The 20,352-nt window shown below is 60.0% G+C and carries 13 protein-coding genes; 10 read left to right on the top strand and 3 right to left on the bottom strand.

What is annotated here, in order from left to right:
• The first annotated feature begins 18 nt into the window (after positions 1-18).
• From gbdR to etfB, 7 genes are all read left to right on the top strand, one after another.
• Positions 19-1,164 (top strand): choline metabolism transcriptional regulator GbdR, encoded by a 1,146-nt coding sequence (gene gbdR / locus LMS44_RS21100; protein ID WP_022521465.1) that lies wholly within the window; start codon positions 19-21, stop codon positions 1,162-1,164.
• Positions 1,165-1,412: 248 nt separating this feature from the next.
• Positions 1,413-2,390: a dipeptidase gene (locus tag LMS44_RS21095; protein ID WP_022521466.1), complete on the top strand. Its 978-nt coding sequence runs from the start codon at positions 1,413-1,415 to the stop codon at positions 2,388-2,390.
• A gap of 232 nt (positions 2,391-2,622) precedes the next feature.
• Positions 2,623-3,168 carry a DUF5943 domain-containing protein gene (locus LMS44_RS21090; RefSeq protein WP_022521467.1) on the top strand — a complete coding sequence of 182 codons (546 nt, stop codon included), beginning with the start codon at positions 2,623-2,625 and terminating at the stop codon, positions 3,166-3,168.
• A gap of 23 nt (positions 3,169-3,191) precedes the next feature.
• On the top strand, positions 3,192-5,264 hold the full coding sequence (dgcA, locus tag LMS44_RS21085) for a dimethylglycine demethylation protein DgcA (protein ID WP_022521468.1): 2,073 nt from the start codon (positions 3,192-3,194) through the stop codon (positions 5,262-5,264).
• 83 nt (positions 5,265-5,347) lie between these two features.
• Complete coding sequence (locus tag LMS44_RS21080) at positions 5,348-7,366, top strand: (Fe-S)-binding protein (protein ID WP_022521469.1); 2,019 nt, start codon at positions 5,348-5,350, stop codon at positions 7,364-7,366.
• The gene (gene etfA / locus LMS44_RS21075; RefSeq protein ID WP_138800655.1) at positions 7,363-8,667 is read left to right on the top strand and encodes an electron transfer flavoprotein subunit alpha; all 1,305 of its coding nucleotides are present in this window, start codon (positions 7,363-7,365) and stop codon (positions 8,665-8,667) included. Before LMS44_RS21080 ends, etfA begins: the two co-directional genes overlap by 4 nt.
• On the top strand, positions 8,657-9,478 hold the full coding sequence (etfB, locus tag LMS44_RS21070; protein WP_278369215.1) for an electron transfer flavoprotein subunit beta: 822 nt from the start codon (positions 8,657-8,659) through the stop codon (positions 9,476-9,478). The genes etfA and etfB overlap by 11 nt, the downstream gene beginning before the upstream one ends.
• A gap of 62 nt (positions 9,479-9,540) precedes the next feature.
• Here the strand turns inward: etfB and LMS44_RS21065 are convergent, their stop codons facing one another.
• Positions 9,541-10,428: a DMT family transporter gene (locus LMS44_RS21065; RefSeq protein ID WP_498946364.1), complete on the bottom strand. Its 888-nt coding sequence runs from the start codon at positions 10,426-10,428 to the stop codon at positions 9,541-9,543.
• A gap of 71 nt (positions 10,429-10,499) precedes the next feature.
• Complete coding sequence (locus LMS44_RS21060; RefSeq protein WP_498946362.1) at positions 10,500-12,080, bottom strand: BCCT family transporter; 1,581 nt, start codon at positions 12,078-12,080, stop codon at positions 10,500-10,502.
• A gap of 243 nt (positions 12,081-12,323) precedes the next feature.
• Here LMS44_RS21060 and fdhA point away from each other — a divergent pair, with 243 nt between their 5' ends.
• The 3 genes from fdhA to fdhF all read left to right on the top strand — a co-directional run bounded on the left by fdhA (position 12,324) and on the right by fdhF (position 18,258).
• Positions 12,324-13,514: a formaldehyde dehydrogenase, glutathione-independent gene (fdhA, locus tag LMS44_RS21055; RefSeq protein ID WP_022521474.1), complete on the top strand. Its 1,191-nt coding sequence runs from the start codon at positions 12,324-12,326 to the stop codon at positions 13,512-13,514.
• Between the two features lie 129 nt (positions 13,515-13,643).
• Entirely contained in the window at positions 13,644-15,362 is a 1,719-nt protein-coding gene (locus tag LMS44_RS21050; RefSeq protein ID WP_022521475.1) for an NAD(P)H-dependent oxidoreductase subunit E, read from the top strand.
• 10 nt (positions 15,363-15,372) lie between these two features.
• Positions 15,373-18,258 carry a formate dehydrogenase subunit alpha gene (gene fdhF, locus LMS44_RS21045; protein WP_278369222.1) on the top strand — a complete coding sequence of 962 codons (2,886 nt, stop codon included), beginning with the start codon at positions 15,373-15,375 and terminating at the stop codon, positions 18,256-18,258.
• Here fdhF and LMS44_RS21040 read toward each other — a convergent pair.
• Positions 18,255-20,291, bottom strand: coding sequence for an NADH:flavin oxidoreductase (locus tag LMS44_RS21040; RefSeq protein ID WP_022521477.1), 2,037 nt, complete (start codon positions 20,289-20,291; stop codon positions 18,255-18,257). The genes fdhF and LMS44_RS21040 overlap by 4 nt on opposite strands.
• Between the last annotated feature and the right edge of the window lie 61 nt (positions 20,292-20,352).

Raw genomic sequence — 20,352 nt, 5'->3', positions numbered from 1 at the left:
GTGACGGAGGGTAAAACCATGACATCAAATCTAGCAAAAGACCCGGCAGCAAATACCAATCGTGCGGGCGAACCGCAAACCCTTGGTTTTCTACTATTAGATAATTTCACACTGATTTCCCTGGCGTCGGCGATAGAACCTTTACGGATGGCCAATCAACTGGCCGGTCGTGAGTTGTATCGCTGGTTTACCCTGACCCAAGACGGTCTGCCCGTACGCGCCAGCGATGGGCTGCAGGTGACTCCTGATGCCTCTATGCAGACCCCGCTCTCGCTTGAGTGGGTGGTCGTTTGTGGCGGGGTAGGTCCGCAGCACAGCGTTACCCGTGACCACATACGCTGGCTTCAGTCGCAGTCACGCCAGTTAAAACGATTAGGCTCGGTATGTACGGGCAGTTGGGCGCTAGGGCAGGCCGGATTGCTGGATCACTATGAAACCAGTGTGCACTGGGAGTGTCTGGCCTCCATGCAGGAAGCGTTCCCCAACGTTATTCTGACCCCGCACCTTTTCTCTATTGATCGTGATCGATTCACCGCTTCAGGCGGCACAGCGCCGCTCGATATGATGCTCAACCTGATTGCTCACGACCATGGGCGCGAGCTTTCGGCAGGCATTTCCGAGATGTTTATCTATGAACGCGTGCGTAACGAGCAGGATCAGCAGCGGGTACCTCTTAAGCACGTGCTGGGCACCACTCAGCCTAAGTTGTTAGAAATTGTGGCGTTGATGGAATCCAACCTTGAAGAGCCCATCGAGCTCGACGAACTGGCAAGCTATGTGAATGTTTCACGGCGCCAGTTGGAGCGGTTGTTCCAGCGCTATTTGCTTTGTTCACCGTCTCGCTATTACCTCAAGCTGCGTTTAGTGCGCGCTCGTCAGTTGCTCAAGCAAACGCCTCTGTCGATTATCGAGATTGCTTCTGTTTGCGGTTTTGTGTCCACGCCCCATTTTTCCAAGTGTTATCGTGAATATTTTGGTGTGCCGCCGAGAAATGAGCGCTTGGGTGTGCACGACCGCCAAGGAAATAACCAAACTAAATCGCCATCGTTAATCAAACGATGGGGAGGCGAGCCTTATAAAAGCGAACCTCTTTCGAGTGCCCAGCAGGCGCTTGCCTATGCCCAGGGCGAGCCTACTTTTGCCAGCGTGCCGCTCTTGAACTGAGACTCACTGGGTAACCAACATTTGAAACGTGCTGCCCGCCTTCGGGGAGCGCGTTTTTTTATGAACACTACTCACTATTTTAATATTACTCCGCTGCAGTGCTTGCAGGAACATGTTTGCAGGAGCATGAGTAGTTGTCGTGTTCACGACACGATGACGCTTTTGGAATTTCCGCCGTCGTTTCCAAGAGCAGCTAAACCCAACGTCAGCGCTATGCTCGCTACATTAACCAATGTTGGAGCTTAGCTATGACCCCCTCTGAACTGCACAATGACGCTATCGTCATTGATGGCCTGATCATCGCCAAATGGAATCGTGAGTTGCTTGAGGACATGCGTCGCGGCGGTCTTACCGCTGCCAACTGCACCGTCTCCGTGTGGGAGGGGTTTCAGGCCACGGTCGATAATATCGTCAAATCCAACCAGCTGATGGCGGAGTGTAGCGACCTGGTGCGCCCTGTTCGTACCACTGCTGACATCACGCGGGCGAAAGAGGAGGGCAAGACCGGCATCATCTTTGGCTTTCAGAATGCTCATGCTTTCGAAGACCAAATTGGCTACGTAGAGATTTTCAAGCAGTTGGGCGTGGGCATCGTGCAGATGTGTTACAACACCCAGAACCTGGTGGGTACCGGCTGCTACGAGCGGGATGGCGGCTTATCCGGGTTTGGCCGTGAGATCGTCGCCGAGATGAACCGCGTGGGTATGATGTGCGACCTCTCCCACGTTGGTGCCAAAACCTCCGAGGAAGTCATTCTCGAGTCCAAAAAACCAGTCTGTTACTCCCACTGCCTGCCCTCCGGCCTCAAAGAACATCCGCGCAACAAATCTGATCAAGAGCTGAAGTTCATTGCCGACCACGGCGGTTTTGTTGGTGTCACCATGTTTGCGCCGTTCCTCAAGAAGGGCATTGACTCCACCATCGAAGACTACTGCGAGGCGATCGAGTACGTCATGAATATCGTCGGTGAGGACGCTATCGGCATCGGTACCGATTTCACCCAAGGGCATGGTCAAGAGTTTTTCGAGTGGTTGACCCATGACAAGGGCTACGCCCGTCGCCTCACTGACTTTGGCAAGATCATCAATCCCAAAGGGATCCGCACCATTGGGGAGTTCCCTAATCTCACCGAGGCACTTCTTAAGCGTGGCTTAAGTGAGACTCAGGTGCGCAAGATCATGGGCGAGAACTGGGTGCGTGTGCTTAAGGATGTGTGGGGCGCCTGAGGATACCGCCATAGCAAGGGACGGGCGCCAGAGGTAAAGCCGCAGTAGTGCCCTGACACGCGGCTTTACCGGCGATAGGCCTACGAGGGGGCGCTGTGAATCCATCCCTGGACGCTACTTTTGCCATCCATGGCAAAAGACCCCCTCTACGGCCTATCCCCGGCGTCGCTTCCCTTGCAGAACGGCTGCTTAGCTACTTCATAACAATCAGCAAGATTTGAGGAATACAACCGTGACCAAACTGGCCCCCGCACTGCCCATCGAAGTGGATAGCGAAACAGGCGTCTGGACGACCGATGCGCTGCCTATGCTCTATGTGCCACGGCACTTCTTTATCAATAACCACGTAGCCGTAGAAGAGGCGCTAGGTGCTGAGAAGTATGCCGAAATTCTTTATCACGCAGGCTACAAGAGCGCCTGGCACTGGTGTGAGAAAGAGGCCGAGCTACACGACATTAGCGGAGAGGCGGTATTTGAGCACTACATGACCCGCCTTTCCCAGCGCGGTTGGGGGCTATTCATTACTGAACAGATCGATCTCGACTCGGGCACTGCCCAAGTACGACTTGAGCACAGCGCTTTTGTTTACCAGCTTGGCAAAACCGGGAACAAGGAAGAGTACATGTTCACCGGTTGGTTCGCCGGGGCCATGGATCAAATCCTCGCTGCCTGCGGAAGTTCACTGCGTACCGTTGCCGAGCAGACGCAGAGTGCAGCCGAGCCTGGCTGTGATGTAGGCATCTTCGCCGTCCAGCCGCTGACCGACGCTGCCCGCTAACTGGGGTACGAGGAGAGACAAACATGGCATTCGACGCAATTTTCGAGCCGATAGAGATCGGTAAGCTGACCATCCGCAACCGTGTGGTCAGTACCGCTCACGCTGAGGTGCATGCCACTGACGGCGGTATGACCACTGAGCGCTACGTGGGGTACTACGAGGAGAAGGCCAAAGGTGGTTGTGGTCTATGTATTTGCGGTGGCTCATCGGTGGTGTCCATCGATAGCCCTCAGGGCTGGTGGAGCTCGGTAAACCTTTCCACCGATCGCATTATTCCGCACTTCCAGAATTTGGCCGATGCCGTGCATAAGCACGGCGGCAAGATCATGATCCAGATTACCCATATGGGACGCCGCTCCCGCTGGGACGGTTTCGACTGGTCGACCCTAGTATCACCCTCCGGTATCCGCGAGCCGGTGCACCGCTCGACCTGTAAGACCATTGAGGAAGAAGAGATCTGGCGTATTGTCGGCGACTTTGCCCAGGCCGCGCGCCGGGCAAAGGAAGGGGGCCTCGACGGCGTCGAACTCTCTGCCGTGCACCAGCATTTGATCGATCAGTTCTGGAGCCCACGGGTCAACAAGCGTGAGGACGAGTGGGGCGGTAGCTTCGAGAACCGTATGCGCTTCGGTATGGAAGTGCTTAAAGCCGTGCGTGCTGAAGTGGGCGACGACTTCTGCGTCGGCATGCGCATTTGCGGCGACGAGTTCCACCCGGACGGTCTTTCTCACGACGATATGAAGCAGATCGCCGCCTACTACGATGCCACCGGTATGGTGGATTTCTTCGGCGTTATCGGTTCTGGCTGCGACACTCACAACACCCTGGCTAACGTTATTCCTAATATGTCCTACCCGCCGGAGCCGTTCTTACATCTGGCGGCGGGGATCAAGGAAGTGGTGAACGTGCCTGTGATCCACGCCCAGAACATTAAAGACCCCAATCAAGCCCAGCGTATCCTCGAAGGGGGCTACGTAGACCTGGTGGGCATGACCCGGGCACATATTGCCGACCCTCACCTGATCGCCAAGATCAAGATGGGCCAGATCGATCAGATCAAGCAGTGCGTGGGCGCTAACTACTGCATCGACCGACAGTACCAGGGCCTTGACGTACTGTGTATTCAAAACGCCGCTACATCCCGTGAATACATGGGGTTGCCCCACATCATTGAGAAAACCGAGGGCGCCAAACGCAAAGTCGTCGTGGTGGGCGGTGGCCCTGGTGGCATGGAAGCGGCGCGCGTCGCCGCCGAGCGTGGCCATGACGTCACGCTGTTTGAGGCCGCTGACTCCTTGGGTGGGCAGATCACGATTGCCGCCCAGGCACCCCAGCGTGACCAGATCGCCGGTATCACCCGCTGGTTCCAGCTGGAGCTGGCGCGGCTAAAAGTCGACCTGCGTCTGGGCACCCGCGCCGATGAGGAAACGCTGCTCGATCTGCGCCCGGATATCGTGGTGCTTGCCACCGGTGGCCAGCCCTTCCTTAGCCAGCACCCCGAGTGGGGTTACTCGGAGAATGCTGAGGAGAGCCTGGTAGTCAGCACCTGGGATATTCTCTCTGGCAAAGTGGCACCAGGTAAAAACGTGTTGATTTATGACGCCATCTGCGAGTTCTCCGGCGTCTCGGTGGCGGATTTTATCGCCGATAAGGGCGCCAAGGTGGAGATCGTCACCGACGATATCAAGCCCGGTGCGGCGGTGGGCGGTACCACCTTCCCCACCTACTACCGCAGCCTCTACGAGAAGGAGGTGATCATGTCCTCCGACCTGATGCTGCATAAGGTTTACCGCGAGGGCGATGGCTTGGTGGCGGTGCTCGAAAACGAGTACACCGGGGCTCTGGAAGAGCGCGTGGTGGATCAGGTGGTCGTTGAGAACGGTGTACGCCCTGATGAGGCGCTTTATTACGCGCTTAAAGAGCAGTCCCGCAACAGAGGGCAGGTGGATCTGGAAGCACTCTATGCAATCCAGCCGCAGCCTTGTCTGAGCGAGTCAGGAGATGGTTTCCTGCTGTTCCGGCTAGGCGACTGCACGGCACCGCGTAACACCCATGCGGCCATTTACGACGCCCTGCGAATCTGCAAGGACTTTTGACTTAGGCGAAAGCCAACAATAATGCGGGGCGCCAGAGCAGCCCCGCCGCCGAAGCCAATGGCACCAAAGATGAGGTGAGCACCATGCTCGAAACGCTCTTGCCGATACTGATTTTTACTGCCCTGGCCCTGGCAGTAATCGGCGCTGTACGCCGTATACGCCTGTGGCGTCAGGGGCGCCCCTCGCGGGTGAGCCTGTTCAAGGGGTTGGTGGCCCTGCCGCGCCGCTATTTGGTGGATCTGCACCATGTAGTGGGGCGTGACAAAATGATCTCCAACACTCACGTGGCCACCGCCGGTGGCTTCGTGGCCGCTGCCGTGTTGATGATCCTGGTGCACGGTCTGGGGATCGCCAATCCACTGCTAGGCGGATTACTGCTACTGGCTAGCGCCTCCATGTTCGTCGGTAGCCTCTTCGTGGCGCGGCGACGGCTTAACCCGCCCGCTCGGCTCTCCAAGGGGTCCTGGATGCGCCTGCCCAAGAGTTTGATGGCGTTTTCGCTAGGCGTTTTCCTGATCACCCTACCCACGGTGGGCCTACTGCCCGAAGGCCTGCTTGAAGGCAGTGGTAGCTGGCTTTTGGCGCTGGTATTAGCGGGCGTCGTGGCCTGGGGCCTGGGGGAGATGTTCTTCGGCATGACCTGGGGCGGGCCCATGAAGCACGCCTTCGCCGGTGCCTTGCACCTGGCCTTCCATCGTCGCGCCGAACGCTTTTCCACCAAGAAAGGGGGCGCTGGCCGATCAACGGGCCTTAAGGCGCTAAACCTGGAGGATGAAGCGGCGCCCCTCGGGGTAGAAAAGCCTGCCGACTTTACCTGGAACCAGCTGTTGGGCTTCGACGCCTGCGTGCAGTGCGGTCGCTGCGAAGCGGTCTGCCCCGCGTTTGCCGCCGGTCAGCCGCTCAATCCCAAGAAGCTGATCCAGGACATGGTGGTGGGTATGGCGGGGGGCAGTGATGCTGCCTATGCTGGCTCCCCGCACCCTTCACAAGGGCTTGGGGGCAAGCCGGTAGGTGAACACGCAGGCTCTCCTCATGGGCCCATTGTGGCGCTGCAGGGGAAGGCTCTGGTCGACGCTGATACCCTATGGTCGTGTACGACCTGCCGTGCCTGCGTGGAAGAGTGTCCGATGATGATCGAGCACGTGGATGCGATTGTCGATATGCGCCGCCACCTGACCCTGGAGCGTGGCAAAACGCCCAACAAAGGCGCCGAGGTGCTCGACAATTTGATCGCCACCGACAATCCCGGCGGTTTCGATCCTGGCTCGCGGCTCAACTGGGCGGCGGATCTTAGCCTACCGCTCATGGCAGATCTTAAGCAGGTCGATGTGCTGTTGTGGCTAGGGGATGGCGCCTTTGATATGCGCAACCAGCGCACCTTGCGTGCACTGGTCAAAGTGCTGCGCGCCGCTGAAGTCGATTTCGCGGTGTTGGGTACCGAAGAGCGCGATAGCGGCGACGTGGCCCGGCGCCTGGGCGATGAGGCGACGTTCCAATCCCTGGCGAAGCGCAATATTGCCACCCTGGCTCAGTATCGCTTCTTGCAGATTGTTACCTGCGATCCCCACAGCTTTCATGTGCTGGGCAATGAGTATGGAGAGCTAGGCGGGCATTACGAGGTACGTCACCATAGTACCTTTATCGCCGAACTGTTTGATGCTGGTCGGTTGACCTTTGCCTCTTGGAAAGGCGGCAGCGTCACCTATCACGACCCGTGTTACCTGGGGCGCTATAACGGTGAATACGAAGCACCACGCAACGTGCTTAAGGCGCTGGGCATCGAGGTCAAGGAGATGGAACGCTCCAGTTACCGCTCGCGCTGCTGCGGCGGCGGCGGCGGGGCACCGATTACCGATATTCCCGGCAAGCAGCGGATTCCCGATATGCGCATGAATGACGTCAAAGAGAGCGGCGCCGAGCTAGTCGCAGTGGGCTGCCCTCAATGTACCGCCATGCTGGAAGGGGTGGTGGATGCCAGCGCCGAAGTGCGCGATATCGCCGAGCTGGTGGCCGATGCCCTGGTAGAGCGTCCCGCAGGTGATGCGTCTGATGGGCCCCGCCGACCTGCTGCAACGACGACGGCTGAAGAGGTGACCGTATGAGCGAGATTATTCGCCGCGACCCACGTCGTGAGTGGATCGCCCGAAATCGTCTGCACCCCGACAACGCCGCGGTGCTGGCCTCCCTGGGTGTAAACAGGGGCGGCGGAGCGGTCAGCGAATGGATGGGCCCCAACGGCGTGGTGCGCAAGGATCCTCGTGCCATCGGCTTTATCGGCCCCAATGGCGTCAAACGGATTGACCGCAGTGGCCTCCAGCAAGGGGGGCAGGCCACCGCGACCACCACGGCGGCCCGCGATAGCCGCCGCACGGTGACCATTGATCAGCCCGCCTTCCTGGTGGCCGTGGTGCCCGACCTGACCGGCGGGCGTCTCTCCGGACATGACAAGGATCTGCTGGGCCTGGCCCGGCGTGTGGCGGATGCCGACGCCGAACAGCCCGGCGCTGTGGTGGCGATCCTATTTGGTGAGTATAAGGGCGAGGGTGGCGGCGAGCTTAAGGAGCGGGCGCTGGGCGAAGCTGGGATCGATCGCGTCGTGCATCTTGATGATGAGTTTTACGCGGGGTTTGCGCCTGAAGCGCGTCTGGCGGCTTTAAGCGCCGTCGAACGGGAGATGACGCCGCGCTTCTGGCTGTTGCCAGACTCACCCCTGGGCGGAGCCGATCTGGGGCGGCGGCTTGCCTTACGCCTGGGTGAACGCGCTGCCACCGGGGTGTGGCAGGTGGAAGCTGATAATGAGGCCACTTTGGGTTGGCGCTGCACGGCCCGTGGTGCCGCTGGGAGCCTGGATATCCAGCGCCCTCTGCCGCGGGTTGCGCTGGCGCTGGCCGAGTGCGCCGAGCCGGTGGACGAGACGCGTCACGCGGCCGAGCACCTGAGTCTGGTGGCAACAATCCCCACCACCCTATCGCGTATAGAAGACCTGGGGCAGGTGGCCGTGGATCCCGCTGGCGTGGCGCTGGCCGAGGCTGAGTTCATCCTCTCCGGTGGCAACGGCGTCAAACAGTGGGACGCCTTCCACCATGCCGCGAAAGTCCTCGGCGCTACCGAAGGGGCGTCCCGTGTCGCGGTGGACGACGGCTTTATGGCCCGCGACCGTCAGGTAGGCGCGACCGGCACCTGGGTCACCGCTCGAGTCTATATGGCGGTGGGTATTTCAGGCGCCATCCAGCACCTCCAGGGCATTCAGCGCTGCGACAAGGTGGTGGCGATCAATCTCGATCCGGGGTGCGACATCATCAAGCGCGCCGACCTGGCGGTGATTGGCGACAGCACGCAAATTCTGGCCGCGTTAGTGGCCATGGTGGAACAGCAGCGGGGAGGTCAGCGCGATGCAGCCTGATCTACACCAAAAGCAACAACAGGGAATCGACGTGGCGGTGCTGGTCTCCATCGGCCGTCACCCTACCACCGGCCGTGCGAGGCGTGCTGAACAGGACGCACGGGGCCTGGAGCTTGCGCTGGCCATAGAGGCCGAGCTGCCGGGCACCCGGATCAGCATGCTCCACGCGGGTTCCCAGGACGATAGCAGCGAAGCGGCTCTGCGCGGCTACCTGGGCATGGGGCTCGAGTCCATGACCCTGCTCGAACAGCCCGAGGGCAGTGACGCCATTCCTGCTCTGGCGGCACACCTGGCCGCTACCTCGCCTCAGCTAGTGATCACCGGCGCCCGGGCAGAGCGCGGTGAAGGCTCTGGGCTTTTGCCCTATGCGTTGGCAGAACATCTCGGCTGGCCATTGGTTAATAGTTTGGCGTCGGTAGAAAAGGTGGAAAATGGCGTGGTAACGCTACTTCAGGCGTTGCCAAGGGGCCAGCGTCGCCGTCTCAAGGTGCGCTTGCCCGCCATCATCAGCGTGGATGATGCAGCGCCGGTGGCGCGCCAGAGCGCCTTCGGCCCGGCGCGTCGAGCCACCTTTGCGATCACGCCCACTACCCCTGAAGCCGACAGCGAGCTGGCCCAGTGGCATCTGTCCCCTGCACGTAAACGGCCTAAGCGTCTGAAAATTGTCAAAGCCGCTTCGGCCAGAGATCGATTCAAGGCGGCAGCGTCCAAGTCAGAGGGCAAAGGCGGGCAGGTGCTCACCGATGTGTCCCCCGAGCAGGGCGCCGAGGCGATCTACAAGCTGCTCAAGGAAGAGGATGTACTGCGCTGACGCCAGCCGGTGCATCACACCGCGAACCATCACTCAAGCCCACCTTTTTCAGGTGGGCTTTTCTATTGACCGATAAAGCCCGGATAAAGCCGTAGGCGCTGCCTTTCCAGACGCAAGCCTATCCAGGCATGCACTACCAGCACCAGGATAACCACAGCACCACCGAGTAACGTTGAGGTCGTGGGTGTCTCCGCTAACAACCACCATACCCACAGCATGCCCAATGCGGTTTCGACCAAATAAAACAGCGCCACCTCAGTAGACGACAGGTAACGGGTGGCGCTGTTGATCAGCACCGTGGCCAAGGGCATCTGCACCAGCCCCATCAGCGCCAGTACACCATAACGCTGGGCATCCAGCTCCAGCGGGGAGGCCATGGGCAGAGCAGCCGCTGCGGAGAGCAACCCACCACCGGCAATCACGGTCATTGGATCAATCGCTGGGTAGCGTCGCAGGAGGGTCAGATTGCCGCCGATGGCTGCTGCGGCCGCCAAGGCATAGAGGTTGCCTACCAGCATCCCCATGGCCCCCTCGCCCATAAACACCAGGCCCATGCCCAACATGCAGATGGCAATGGCCACCAGCGTTCGCAGTGCGACTTTTTCGCCCAGAAAAACTCGCGAAAACAGCGCAGCAAACAGCGGCGCGGTGCTCAGAATCACCACCACATTGGCCACATTGGCGTTCATGACCGCCAACACAAACAGACTGGATATCAAGCCCAGCAGCAGCGCCGAGGCCAGGGAGGAAAACGGGTGGCGTCTCAGCGTCGCCAGCCGATTACCTAACCAACACAGCAGCCCCAGTACACAGAACATCAATAAACCGCGCCAGAATACGATGGTCCAGCCATCGGTGGCTGCCAGGCGAATCAACAGACCGTCAAAGCTGAGAAACACTACACCCAGTATGACCATGATTAGACCGCGCTGGTAAGAACTTGCCTGCATTGTCTTGATCCTGGCTGGCAAAAAAAGAAAACCGCTCGCCGAGTAGGCGAGCGGTGCGTGAAGAAAACCGTTTAACTAGCGATTTTTGGCATCGCGTTGCTCTGCTGCCACTCCTTATGAAGCCCTTTGTAGAGGCTGAAACACATCAGCAAGAGAACCAACGTAAAGGGCAGCCCCGTGGCCACTGCGCCCGCCTGCAGTGCGCTAAGTGCGGTGCTTCCGCCGCCATACAGCAGCACGCCGGCAATCACGCCTTCAAGCGTTGCCCAGAATACCCGCTGGCTCTTGGGAGCATCGGTCTTGCCACCGGCGGTGATATTGTCGATGACCAGCGAGCCGGAGTCCGACGAGGTAATAAAGAACACCAGCACCAGAATAATCGCCAGCGTCGAGGTGATGCTGGTCATGGGCAGCTGTTCCAGCATATGGAACATGGCAAGCGAAACGTCACTGATACCGTTTGCCAATTCGCCTATCCCGTTGGTCGCTTGGAACAGCGCCGTGCCGCCAAAGGTGCTCATCCACACCAGAGTGACCAGCGTGGGCACCAGTAGAACGGCGATTAGAAACTCACGAACCGTGCGCCCCCGCGATACACGAGCGATAAACATGCCGACAAAAGGAGACCAGGAGATCCACCACGCCCAGTAGAAGATGGTCCAGCCGTGGTACCAAGTGTCATCCTCGCGGCCGATCCAGCTCGACAGTAGCAGCAAGTGGCTGGCGTAGTCCAGCGCCGTGGTGCCAATTCCCGTCAGAATCATCAGAGTTGGCCCCGCCACGACCACAAACAGCAGCAACGCCGCCGCGATGACCATATTGATATTTGAGAACAACTTCACCCCACCGTCGATACCCCGCCATACCGAGATCAGAGCAATCACCGTGACCACCACGATGATCGCCAGCTGGGTGCCGATGGTATTAGGGGCATCGAAAAGGTAGGCGAGGCCGCCAGCGGCTTGGGTAGCGCCAAAGCCAAGTGAGGTGGCCAAGCCAAAGATGGTGGCCAGCACGGCGAGGATGTCGATGACATGGCCTGCCCAGCCACGGGTGCGCTCGCCCAGAATGGGGTAAAAGGCGGAGCGAAGGGTCAGCGGTAGCCCTTTGTTATAGGAAAAGAATGCCAGGGACAGCGCCACCACGGCATAGATGGCCCAGGGGTGCAGCCCCCAGTGAAACATGGTCGCTCCCATGGCGGCGCTGGCGCCCTCCGGCGTCCCCGCTGGCGTATTCAGGGGTGTTCCATACCAGTCGGTGTAGTAGGCCACGGGCTCAGCAACGCTCCAGAACATCAAGCCGATCCCCATGCCCGCCGCAAACAGCATGGCGAACCAAGAGGTGCGCGAATATTCCGGTTTTGCATCCTTACCGCCTAACCGAATACGCCCGAGTGGCAAGCAGATCAGTACAAGGCAGAACACCACAAAAATATTGCCAGCGATCATAAACAGCCAGTCGAAGTGCTCAATCGACCAGTTTTTGGCAAGCCCTAAGTGCGTATTAGCAGCATCTGGATAGACCAGCGCGTAGATAATAAACAGTAGGATGGCGAGAGCTGAAAGCGGAAAAACGGGGTTATGAAAGTCCAACCCCAATATTTGGGTATTGTCCTGTCCAGGCGACAGAACCGGGTCGTCGTTGTTATTCATCAGGTTTCCTTGGTGGCTCTTGTTAGACGTCGGCGTTGCATTACATTGCCGACGTCGTGAATTGTTGGGCCTGTTGCAAAGGGGGAGTGTCGTGAAAGCGACCTCTAGCTATTCATCTTGGCTAGGATGTCTTGAATAGATACGTGAGTGCCTTTTTGGGGTAAGTCCCAAGGCGCGTAGGGGATAGGGTGGGATAGCGCAATCAACCATCATGAACAGAACAATAAGCCACAGGAGCCAGCCATGAATGCAGCTAACCGCGGAGTGGTCTACAAGGGGCCGGGAGAGGTCGCCGTTGAGTCCATTGCCTATCCTGAACTCGCCCTCGGCAATCGCAAGTGCGATCACGGCGTGATTCTCAAGGTAGTTACCACCAACATCTGTGGCAGCGACCAGCATATGGTACGCGGCCGCACCACCGCACCATCGGGCCTGGTGCTTGGTCACGAAATTACCGGTCTGGTTGTCGAGTGCGGGCGCGACGTCGAGTTTATTCAGCCCGGCGACCTGGTTTCTGTGCCGTTCAACATTGCCTGTGGTCGCTGCCGCAACTGTAAAGAGGGCCGCACCGGTATCTGCCTTAACGTCAATCCAGCCCGTCCTGGCGCCGCCTACGGCTACGTGGATATGGGCGGTTGGGTCGGCGGCCAGACCGAATATGTGATGGTGCCCTACGCCGACTTTAACCTGCTGAAGTTCCCGGATGCCGATCAGGCCATGGAGAAGATCAAGGATTTGACCCTGCTCTCCGATATCTTCCCCACGGGGTTCCACGGCTGCGTGACCGCCGGGGTCGGGCCGGGTAGCACCGTTTACATCGCCGGTGCCGGTCCTGTTGGGCTTGCGGCCGCGGTCTCAGCTCAGCTGCTGGGCGCGGCCTGCGTGATCGTCGGTGATATGGTCGAAGAGCGTCTGGCCCAAGCACGTAGCTTTGGTTGCGAGACCATCGACCTGACTCAGGACGGCGACATGGCCGATAAGATCGAGGTGATCCTCGGTGAGCGTGAGGTCGACGCCTTTGTCGACTGTGTCGGCTTCGAAGCCCACGCCTGTGGCTGCAACCACGGCAAAGAAGCACCCGCGACCGTGCTCAACTCGGCGATGTCGTTGACCCGTGCAGGTGGCCAGATCGGCATTCCGGGGCTATACGTGACGGAAGACCCCGGCGCGGCTGACGATGCCGCCAAGCAGGGGGCTCTGAGCATGCGTTTTGGTCTTGGTTGGGCCAAGTCCCACAGTTTCCATACTGGACAGTGTCCGGTGATGAAGTACCATCGCCCACTGATGCAGGCTATTCTGTTCGGCAAGGTCAATATTGCCGATGCGGTCAATGTCCAGATGATCACTCTGGATCAGGCACCCCAGGGCTATGCCGACTTCGATGGCGGCGCTGCTAAGAAATTCGTCATTGACCCCCATGGCAGCGTAGCTTAATAGTGTATTAACTCAATAAAGACCCTGCCCCAAAAGAAGGGCAGGTCAGTGCGACCCTAGACGGCGCCCCGCGGGGTGCCGTCTTCGTTCATTCGGCCTAAAGCTGATCAAGATAATAATGAGTACCCCATGACCGTCCAGACCGTGATCCCCAAACGCCGCTTCCGCGGCAAGCCCCGCGGCCGTGAACTCGACCCCCGTCTTCTAGAGGAGTTGCGTGAGCTGCTGGGCGACGAACGCCAGGACGCCTCGCTGCGCCGCCGCGACCTACTGATTGAACACCTGCATGCCATCCAGGATAACCGCGGCCATCTGCTGTTGGCGGAACTGCGTGCCCTGGCGGCTTACATGAACCTGCCCATGGCGGCCGTTTACGAAACCGCCACCTTTTATGCCCACTTCGATGTCATTCACGACGACCAGTTGCCGCCGCCCGCGGTGACCATTCGCGTTTGCGACTCCCTCACCTGCCAGTTGGCCGGTGCTGAGACGCTTAAGGCACAGCTGGAAGCGAATGTGGATATCGAGCAGGTGCGAGTGCTGCGCGCTCCTTGCATGGGGCGCTGCGACACGGCGCCGGTGGCGGAAGTGGGGCACTATCATGTGCCGTTCGCTACTCAGGAGCGTATCGCGTCGGTGATCGAGGAAGCACACTTTCATCCTGACCCCGTCGATTGGCAGCGACTGGACGACTATCGCCGCGAGGGCGGTTTCGCGTTACTGCAAGCCTGCCGCGAGGGAGAGGTCACGGTGGAAGCGCTGATGGAAGCGATGCAGCAGGCCAATCTGCGCGGCCTGGGTGGCGCGGGTTTCCCTACCTTCAAAAAATGGACGTTCGTGCGCCAGGAGGCCGGCCCCCGTTACTGCGCTATCAATGCCGACGAGGGCGAGCCCGGTACCTTCAAGGATCGCTATTACCTGGAAAATTCGCCCCACCAGTTCCTTGAAGGCGCCTTGGTCAGCGCCTGGGCGGTAGAGGCCGAGGCGCTGTATATCTATCTGCGCGATGAGTATCCGGCGTTACACGGCGTGCTGCGCGAGGCCATTGGCGAACTGGAGGCTGCTGGTCTGGTGGCGCCGGGTTACATTGTGCTGCGTCGTGGTGCGGGGGCTTATATCTGCGGCGAAGAGTCGGCGATGATCGAATCGTTGGAAGGCAAACCGGGCAAACCCCGCCACCGCCCGCCGTTTGTGGCTCAGAAGGGGCTCTTTGATCGGCCGACGCTGGTCAATAACGTCGAGACCGTCTACTGGATCCCCATGATCTGGCAGCGTGGCGCGGAGGCTTTCTCCAGCCAGGGTCGCCATGGCCGCGTAGGGTTACGCAGTTTCTCTGTCTCGGGTCGGGTCAAGCAGCCCGGTGTGTATTTGGCGCCCGCAGGGATAACCCTTCATGAATTAATTGACGAGTATTGCGACGGCATGGCCGACGGCCACCGCCTGGCGGCCTACCTGCCCGGCGGCGCCTCCGGCGGCATTCTGCCCGCTGCCAAGGCCGATATTCCCCTCGATTTCGACACCCTTCAGGAGCACGGCTGTTTTATCGGTTCCGCAGCGGTGATAGTACTCTCCGATCAGGACGATCTGCGCGGGGTGGCTACCAACCTATTGGCCTTTTTTGCCGATGAGTCCTGTGGCCAATGCACGCCCTGCCGGGTGGGCACGGAAAAAATGCTCACCCTGCTCGAGCGGAATGAGTGGGACGCCGGGCTGATGACGCAGCTCTCCCAGGTCATGATCGATGCCTCTATTTGCGGACTCGGCCAAGCGGCACCTAATCCGGTGCTGGGGCTGTTGAAGGATTTCCGCGGCGAGCTGGCCGCCCAGAACGTAATCGTCAAGGGGTAGGGGGATGAACATGAGCATGAGCGAACAAAACCCAGGCAAAAGCTTTACCTTGACGCTGGATGGCGTTGAGGTGAGTGCAACCCCCGGTGAAAGCCTCTGGCAGGTGGCCAAGCGCGCCGGCGAGACCATTCCCCATCTCTGTTTTAAGGACACAAGCGGTTACCGCGCCGACGGCAATTGCCGCGCCTGTATGGTGGAAATCGAGGGCGAGCGCACCCTGGCCGCCAGCTGTCTCCGTGAGGCAGCCCCTGGCATGGTGGTCAAGAGCGCCAACTCCGAACGGGCGCATACTGCCCGCAAGATGGTCATGGAGATGCTGCTGGTCGACCAGCCTGAGCGGGAAGAGAGCCCCGACAGCTCAAGCCACTTTTGGGCCATGGCTGACCAGTTGGCCATTGATGCCACGGCGGTGCTCCGTAAACTGCCCAGGCGCGAAGAGCGCGAGGCGCCCACCGTACATCATGTGGCGTCCCGGGTGGAAAGCCTGGAACAAGACAGCAGCCACTCCGCCATGCGCGTCAATCTTGACGCCTGCATCGAGTGCAACCTGTGTGTGCGCGCCTGTCGCGAAGTACAGGTTAACGACGTGATCGGCCTGGCCCACCGCGGTGCGGCATCCAAAATCGTGTTTGATTTCGACGATCCCATGGGGGATAGCACCTGCGTAGCCTGTGGAGAGTGCGTTCAGGCCTGCCCCACCGGCGCCCTGATGCCCGCTACCCTGGTCGATCAGGCGGGCCGCGGCGATTCTGCGGTGGCTGACCGCAAGGTCGATTCGGTATGCCCCTACTGCGGGGTGGGTTGCCAGCTTACCTACCATATCAAGGATGATGAGATCCTTTATGTGGAGGGTCGCGACGGCCCCTCTAACGAGAACCGGCTATGTGTCAAAGGCCGCTTCGGCTATGACTATCCGCGCCATCCATCCCGGCTTGTTACTCCGCTGATTCGTCGCGAGGGTGTCGCCAAGGGGCTCGACCCGGACTTCGATCCCGCCAAGCCGCTGACGCATTTCCGCGAGGCGAGCTGGGACGAAGCCCTTGAGGTTGCCGCCAGCGGGCTTGTGAACCTTAAAGCGGCCCATGGCCCTGATGCCCTGGCGGGATTCGGTAGCGCCAAGTGCTCCAACGAAGAGGCGTGGCTATTCCAGAAACTGGTGCGTACCGGCTTCGGCTCCAACCATGTGGATCACTGCACCCGCTTGTGCCATGCAAGCTCCGTGGCGGCACTCATGGAGTGTATTGGCTCAGGCTCGGTCACCGCCTCCTTTATGCAGGCAAGCCAGGCCGATGTGGTGATTCTTACCGGCTGCAACCCGGCTGTGAATCACCCGGTGGCGGCCACTTTCTTCAAGCAGGCCGCCAAGCGTGGCACCAAGATCGTGATCCTCGACCCCCGTGGCCAGTCGCTGGATGCCTATGCCCACCTGAGCGTACGTTTTTCGCCGGGCGCCGACGTGGCGCTGTTTAATGCCATGCTGAATGTGGTCATCAGCGAAGAGCTTTATGATACGGCTTATATCGCCGAGCATACCGAGGGCTTCGAGGCCCTGAAAATTCATACCGTCGACATGACCCCCGAAGCGATGAGCGGCCTGTGCGGCGTTGAGCCCGAGACCATCCGCGAAGTGGCCAGGCTCTATGCCAACGCCGAGCGGGCAATGATCTTCTGGGGCATGGGCATTTCCCAGCATACCCACGGTACCGATAACGCCCGGTGCCTGATTTCGCTGGCCTTGGCCTGCGGCCAGACCGGTCGCCCTGGCACCGGCCTGCATCCTTTGCGGGGGCAGAACAACGTTCAGGGGGCTTCTGATGCCGGGCTGATACCCATGGTCATGCCCGACTACCAGCCGGTCAATGATGATCAGGTTCGTGCGGCGTTCGAAGAACTGTGGAATACCAAACTGGATCCCACGCCCGGCCTCACCGTGGTGGAAATTATGGACGCTATCACCGCGGGCACCATTCGCGGCATGTATATCCAGGGTGAAAACCCGGCGATGTCCGACCCGGATCTCGCTCATGCCCGGGCCGCCCTGGCCAAGCTGGAGCACCTGGTGGTGCAGGATCTGTTTGTCACCGAGACTGCCCAGTTTGCCGATGTCATTCTGCCTGCCTCCGCCTGGCCTGAGAAAAATGGCACCGTCACCAACACCAATCGGCAAGTGCAGATGGGGCGCGCGGCGTTGCCGCTACCGGGCCAGGCCAAGCCGGACTGGTGGATTATCCAGGAAATCGCCAAACGCTTTGGCCTGGACTGGGATTACCAGCATCCGCGGGACGTCTTCTCCGAGATGAAGCAAGGCATGGCCTCTCTCGACCATATTTCCTGGGAGCGTTTGGAGCGCGAGCAGTCGGTGACCTACCCCTGCCCAGCGGAGGACGCGCCAGGGCAAGACGTGGTCTTCAGCGATGCTTTTCCCACCGCCAGCGGTCGGGCGAAGTTCGCCCCCACGCGCCCGCTGCCACCGGATGAGCCGGTCGATAACGACTACCCAACGGTACTGACCACCGGGCGTCAGTTAGAGCACTGGCATACCGGTTCGATGACCCGGCGCGCCAAAGTGCTTGATGACCTGGAGCCGGAAGCCGTAGCCAGCCTGGCCCCCGCTGAGTTTATTCGATTGGGAATGGCGCCGGGCGATGATCTGACGATCGCCACCCGGCGGGGTTCCATCACTCTCAAAGCGAGGACGGATCCGGGAATGCCGGAGGGGATGGTTTTCGTGCCCTTCTGTTACGGGGAAGCAGCGGCGAACTTGTTAACCAACCCTGCACTGGATCCTTATGGCAAGATTCCGGAGTTCAAGTATGCCGCCTGTCGCCTTGTTTCTGCCGGAAAAGAGCCCGTCGATGGAGGAGCAATGGAGGTGGAAAGTAGGACGCTGTATTAAATGTCCTTGACCAACCTGAGCGCGTCGTAGATGGCCGCGTGGGTGTTCCGGGACTCGACGGCATCGCCGATCCGGAACAGCTGGAAATGGCCATCCGGATTGTTGATGACGCGCTGAGGGTTGCCCACGATCAGGTCATCGTAGTTCACCTCGCCGCCATTGCTGGCGTGCGGTTTGAGCTCGAAATAGATGTCGGCCATGGGCGTGATGCCGTAGTTGACCACTACCTGGTCGATGCGCCGTTCGTGCTCCAGATCCATGTAGTCGCTGGTGATCTTGGCCAGTAGCTCGCTTCCATTACGCTGCACGGACTTCAGCCGGTAAGTGGTTGTGAAGGTGACGTTGGGGCGCTGTAGGGCACGCATGTAGGGCACCAGGTTCATGGCCATGATCTCTGCGGAGAAGGTGCGATCCGGCGTCATGATCTCCACTTCGCCCCCCGCGGCGGCAATGATCTCGGCCGCCTGCAGGGCGGCATGGTCGCCTGCATCGTCGAACAGCAATACCCGTTTGCCAGGCGGCACATGCCCTGAGAGGATATCCCAAGTGTTGACCACCAGATCGTGCCCGACCTCAGGCTGATCTTCCATGGGATAGCCGCCGGTGGCCACGATCACCACGTCCGGCAGCTCGGCGAGCACGTCCTCCACCTCGGCCCAGACGTTGTAGCGGATCTCGACACCCAGCGCGTCGCACTGCGCTAAGCGCCAATCGATGATGCCCAGCATCTCGCGTCGCCGCTCGCTCAGGGCTGAGAGTCGCACCTGCCCGCCTGCATCGCTGGCAGCTTCCAGTACCACCACCGAATGGCCCCGCTCGCCGGCGACCCGGGCGGCTTCGAGCCCCGCTGGCCCGGCGCCAATGATCACCACCCGACGTTGCTGCGCTGCCCTAGGGATAGTGTGGGGCATGCTGGTTTCGCGCCCGGTGGCGGCGTTGTGGATGCAGTAGGCGGCGCCACCCTGATAGATACGGTCCAGACAGTAGTTGGCACCGACACAGGGGCGAATATCTTCTTCGCGGCCTTCTATGATCTTGCGCACGATGTGCGGGTCGGCCATGTGGGCGCGAGTCATGCCGATCATGTCGACCTTGCCTGAGGCGATGGCATAACGGGCAGTGGCGACATCCTGGATCTTGGCGCCATGGAAGGTGGGAAAGTCGATCTCGCGACGTATTTTACCGGCGAAATCCAGGTGCGGGGCGCTGGGCATGCCCTGGATGGGAATCACGTCGGTGAGCCCCGCATCTGTGTCGATGTGGCCACGAACCACGTTGAGAAAGTCGACCAGACCGCTGTCCTTTAAGCGCCGTGAGATCTCCATCCCGTCGCCGGACGTCAGCCCACCCGGCAGCATCTCGTCGCCGGTGTAGCGCACGCCCACGATGAACGCCTCGCCAACCCGCTGGCGAATGGCGCGCAGCACCTCGAAGGTGAAACGCAGCCGATTATCGAGATCCCCTCCATAAGGCCCCTCAAGGGTATTGGTCAGTGGCGACCAGAACTGATCCATCAGGTGGCCATAGGCCTGCAGCTCGATGCCATCGAGGCCGGCGGCGTGCATGCGTTCGGCGGCATCGGCGTAGTCGCGGATCAGGCGCTCGATATCCCACTCCTCGACCTGCTTGGGAAAAGCGCGGTGGGACGCCTCGCGACGATGCGAAGACGATACCGCTGGCAGCCAATCGCCCTTGTCCCAACGGGTGCGCCGGCCCAGGTGGGTCAACTGGATCATCACTGCGGTGCCGTGCTCGTGGCAGGCGTCGGTCAGCTCGCGCATCCACGGCACCACTTCATCCTTATAGGCGAGGATGTTGTTGAACACGGGAGGGCTGTCCTTGGCCACCGCCGCGGATCCAGCGGTCATGGTCAGGCCAAGGCCTGCCTTGGCGCGCTCGACGTGGTAGGCACGGTAGAGTGCCTTGGGCATCCCGTCCTCAGGATAAGCGGGCTCATGGGCTGTCACCATAAGCCTGTTTTTCAGGGTCAGGTGCTTTAGCTGAAAGGGCTGCAGTAGCGGATCGTTAAACATGGACAGGACGCCATTTTGTTGTGTATTTGATAAATCTAGGCGCTAGTGTTCATTGATGTCA

Origin of the sequence: Halomonas profundus (assembly GCF_020865425.1) — a bacterium.
Lineage (GTDB): Bacteria > Pseudomonadota > Gammaproteobacteria > Pseudomonadales > Halomonadaceae > Vreelandella > Vreelandella titanicae.
Note: the sequence above shows the minus strand (reverse complement) of the source record. Positions and strands in the feature narration are given on the sequence as shown.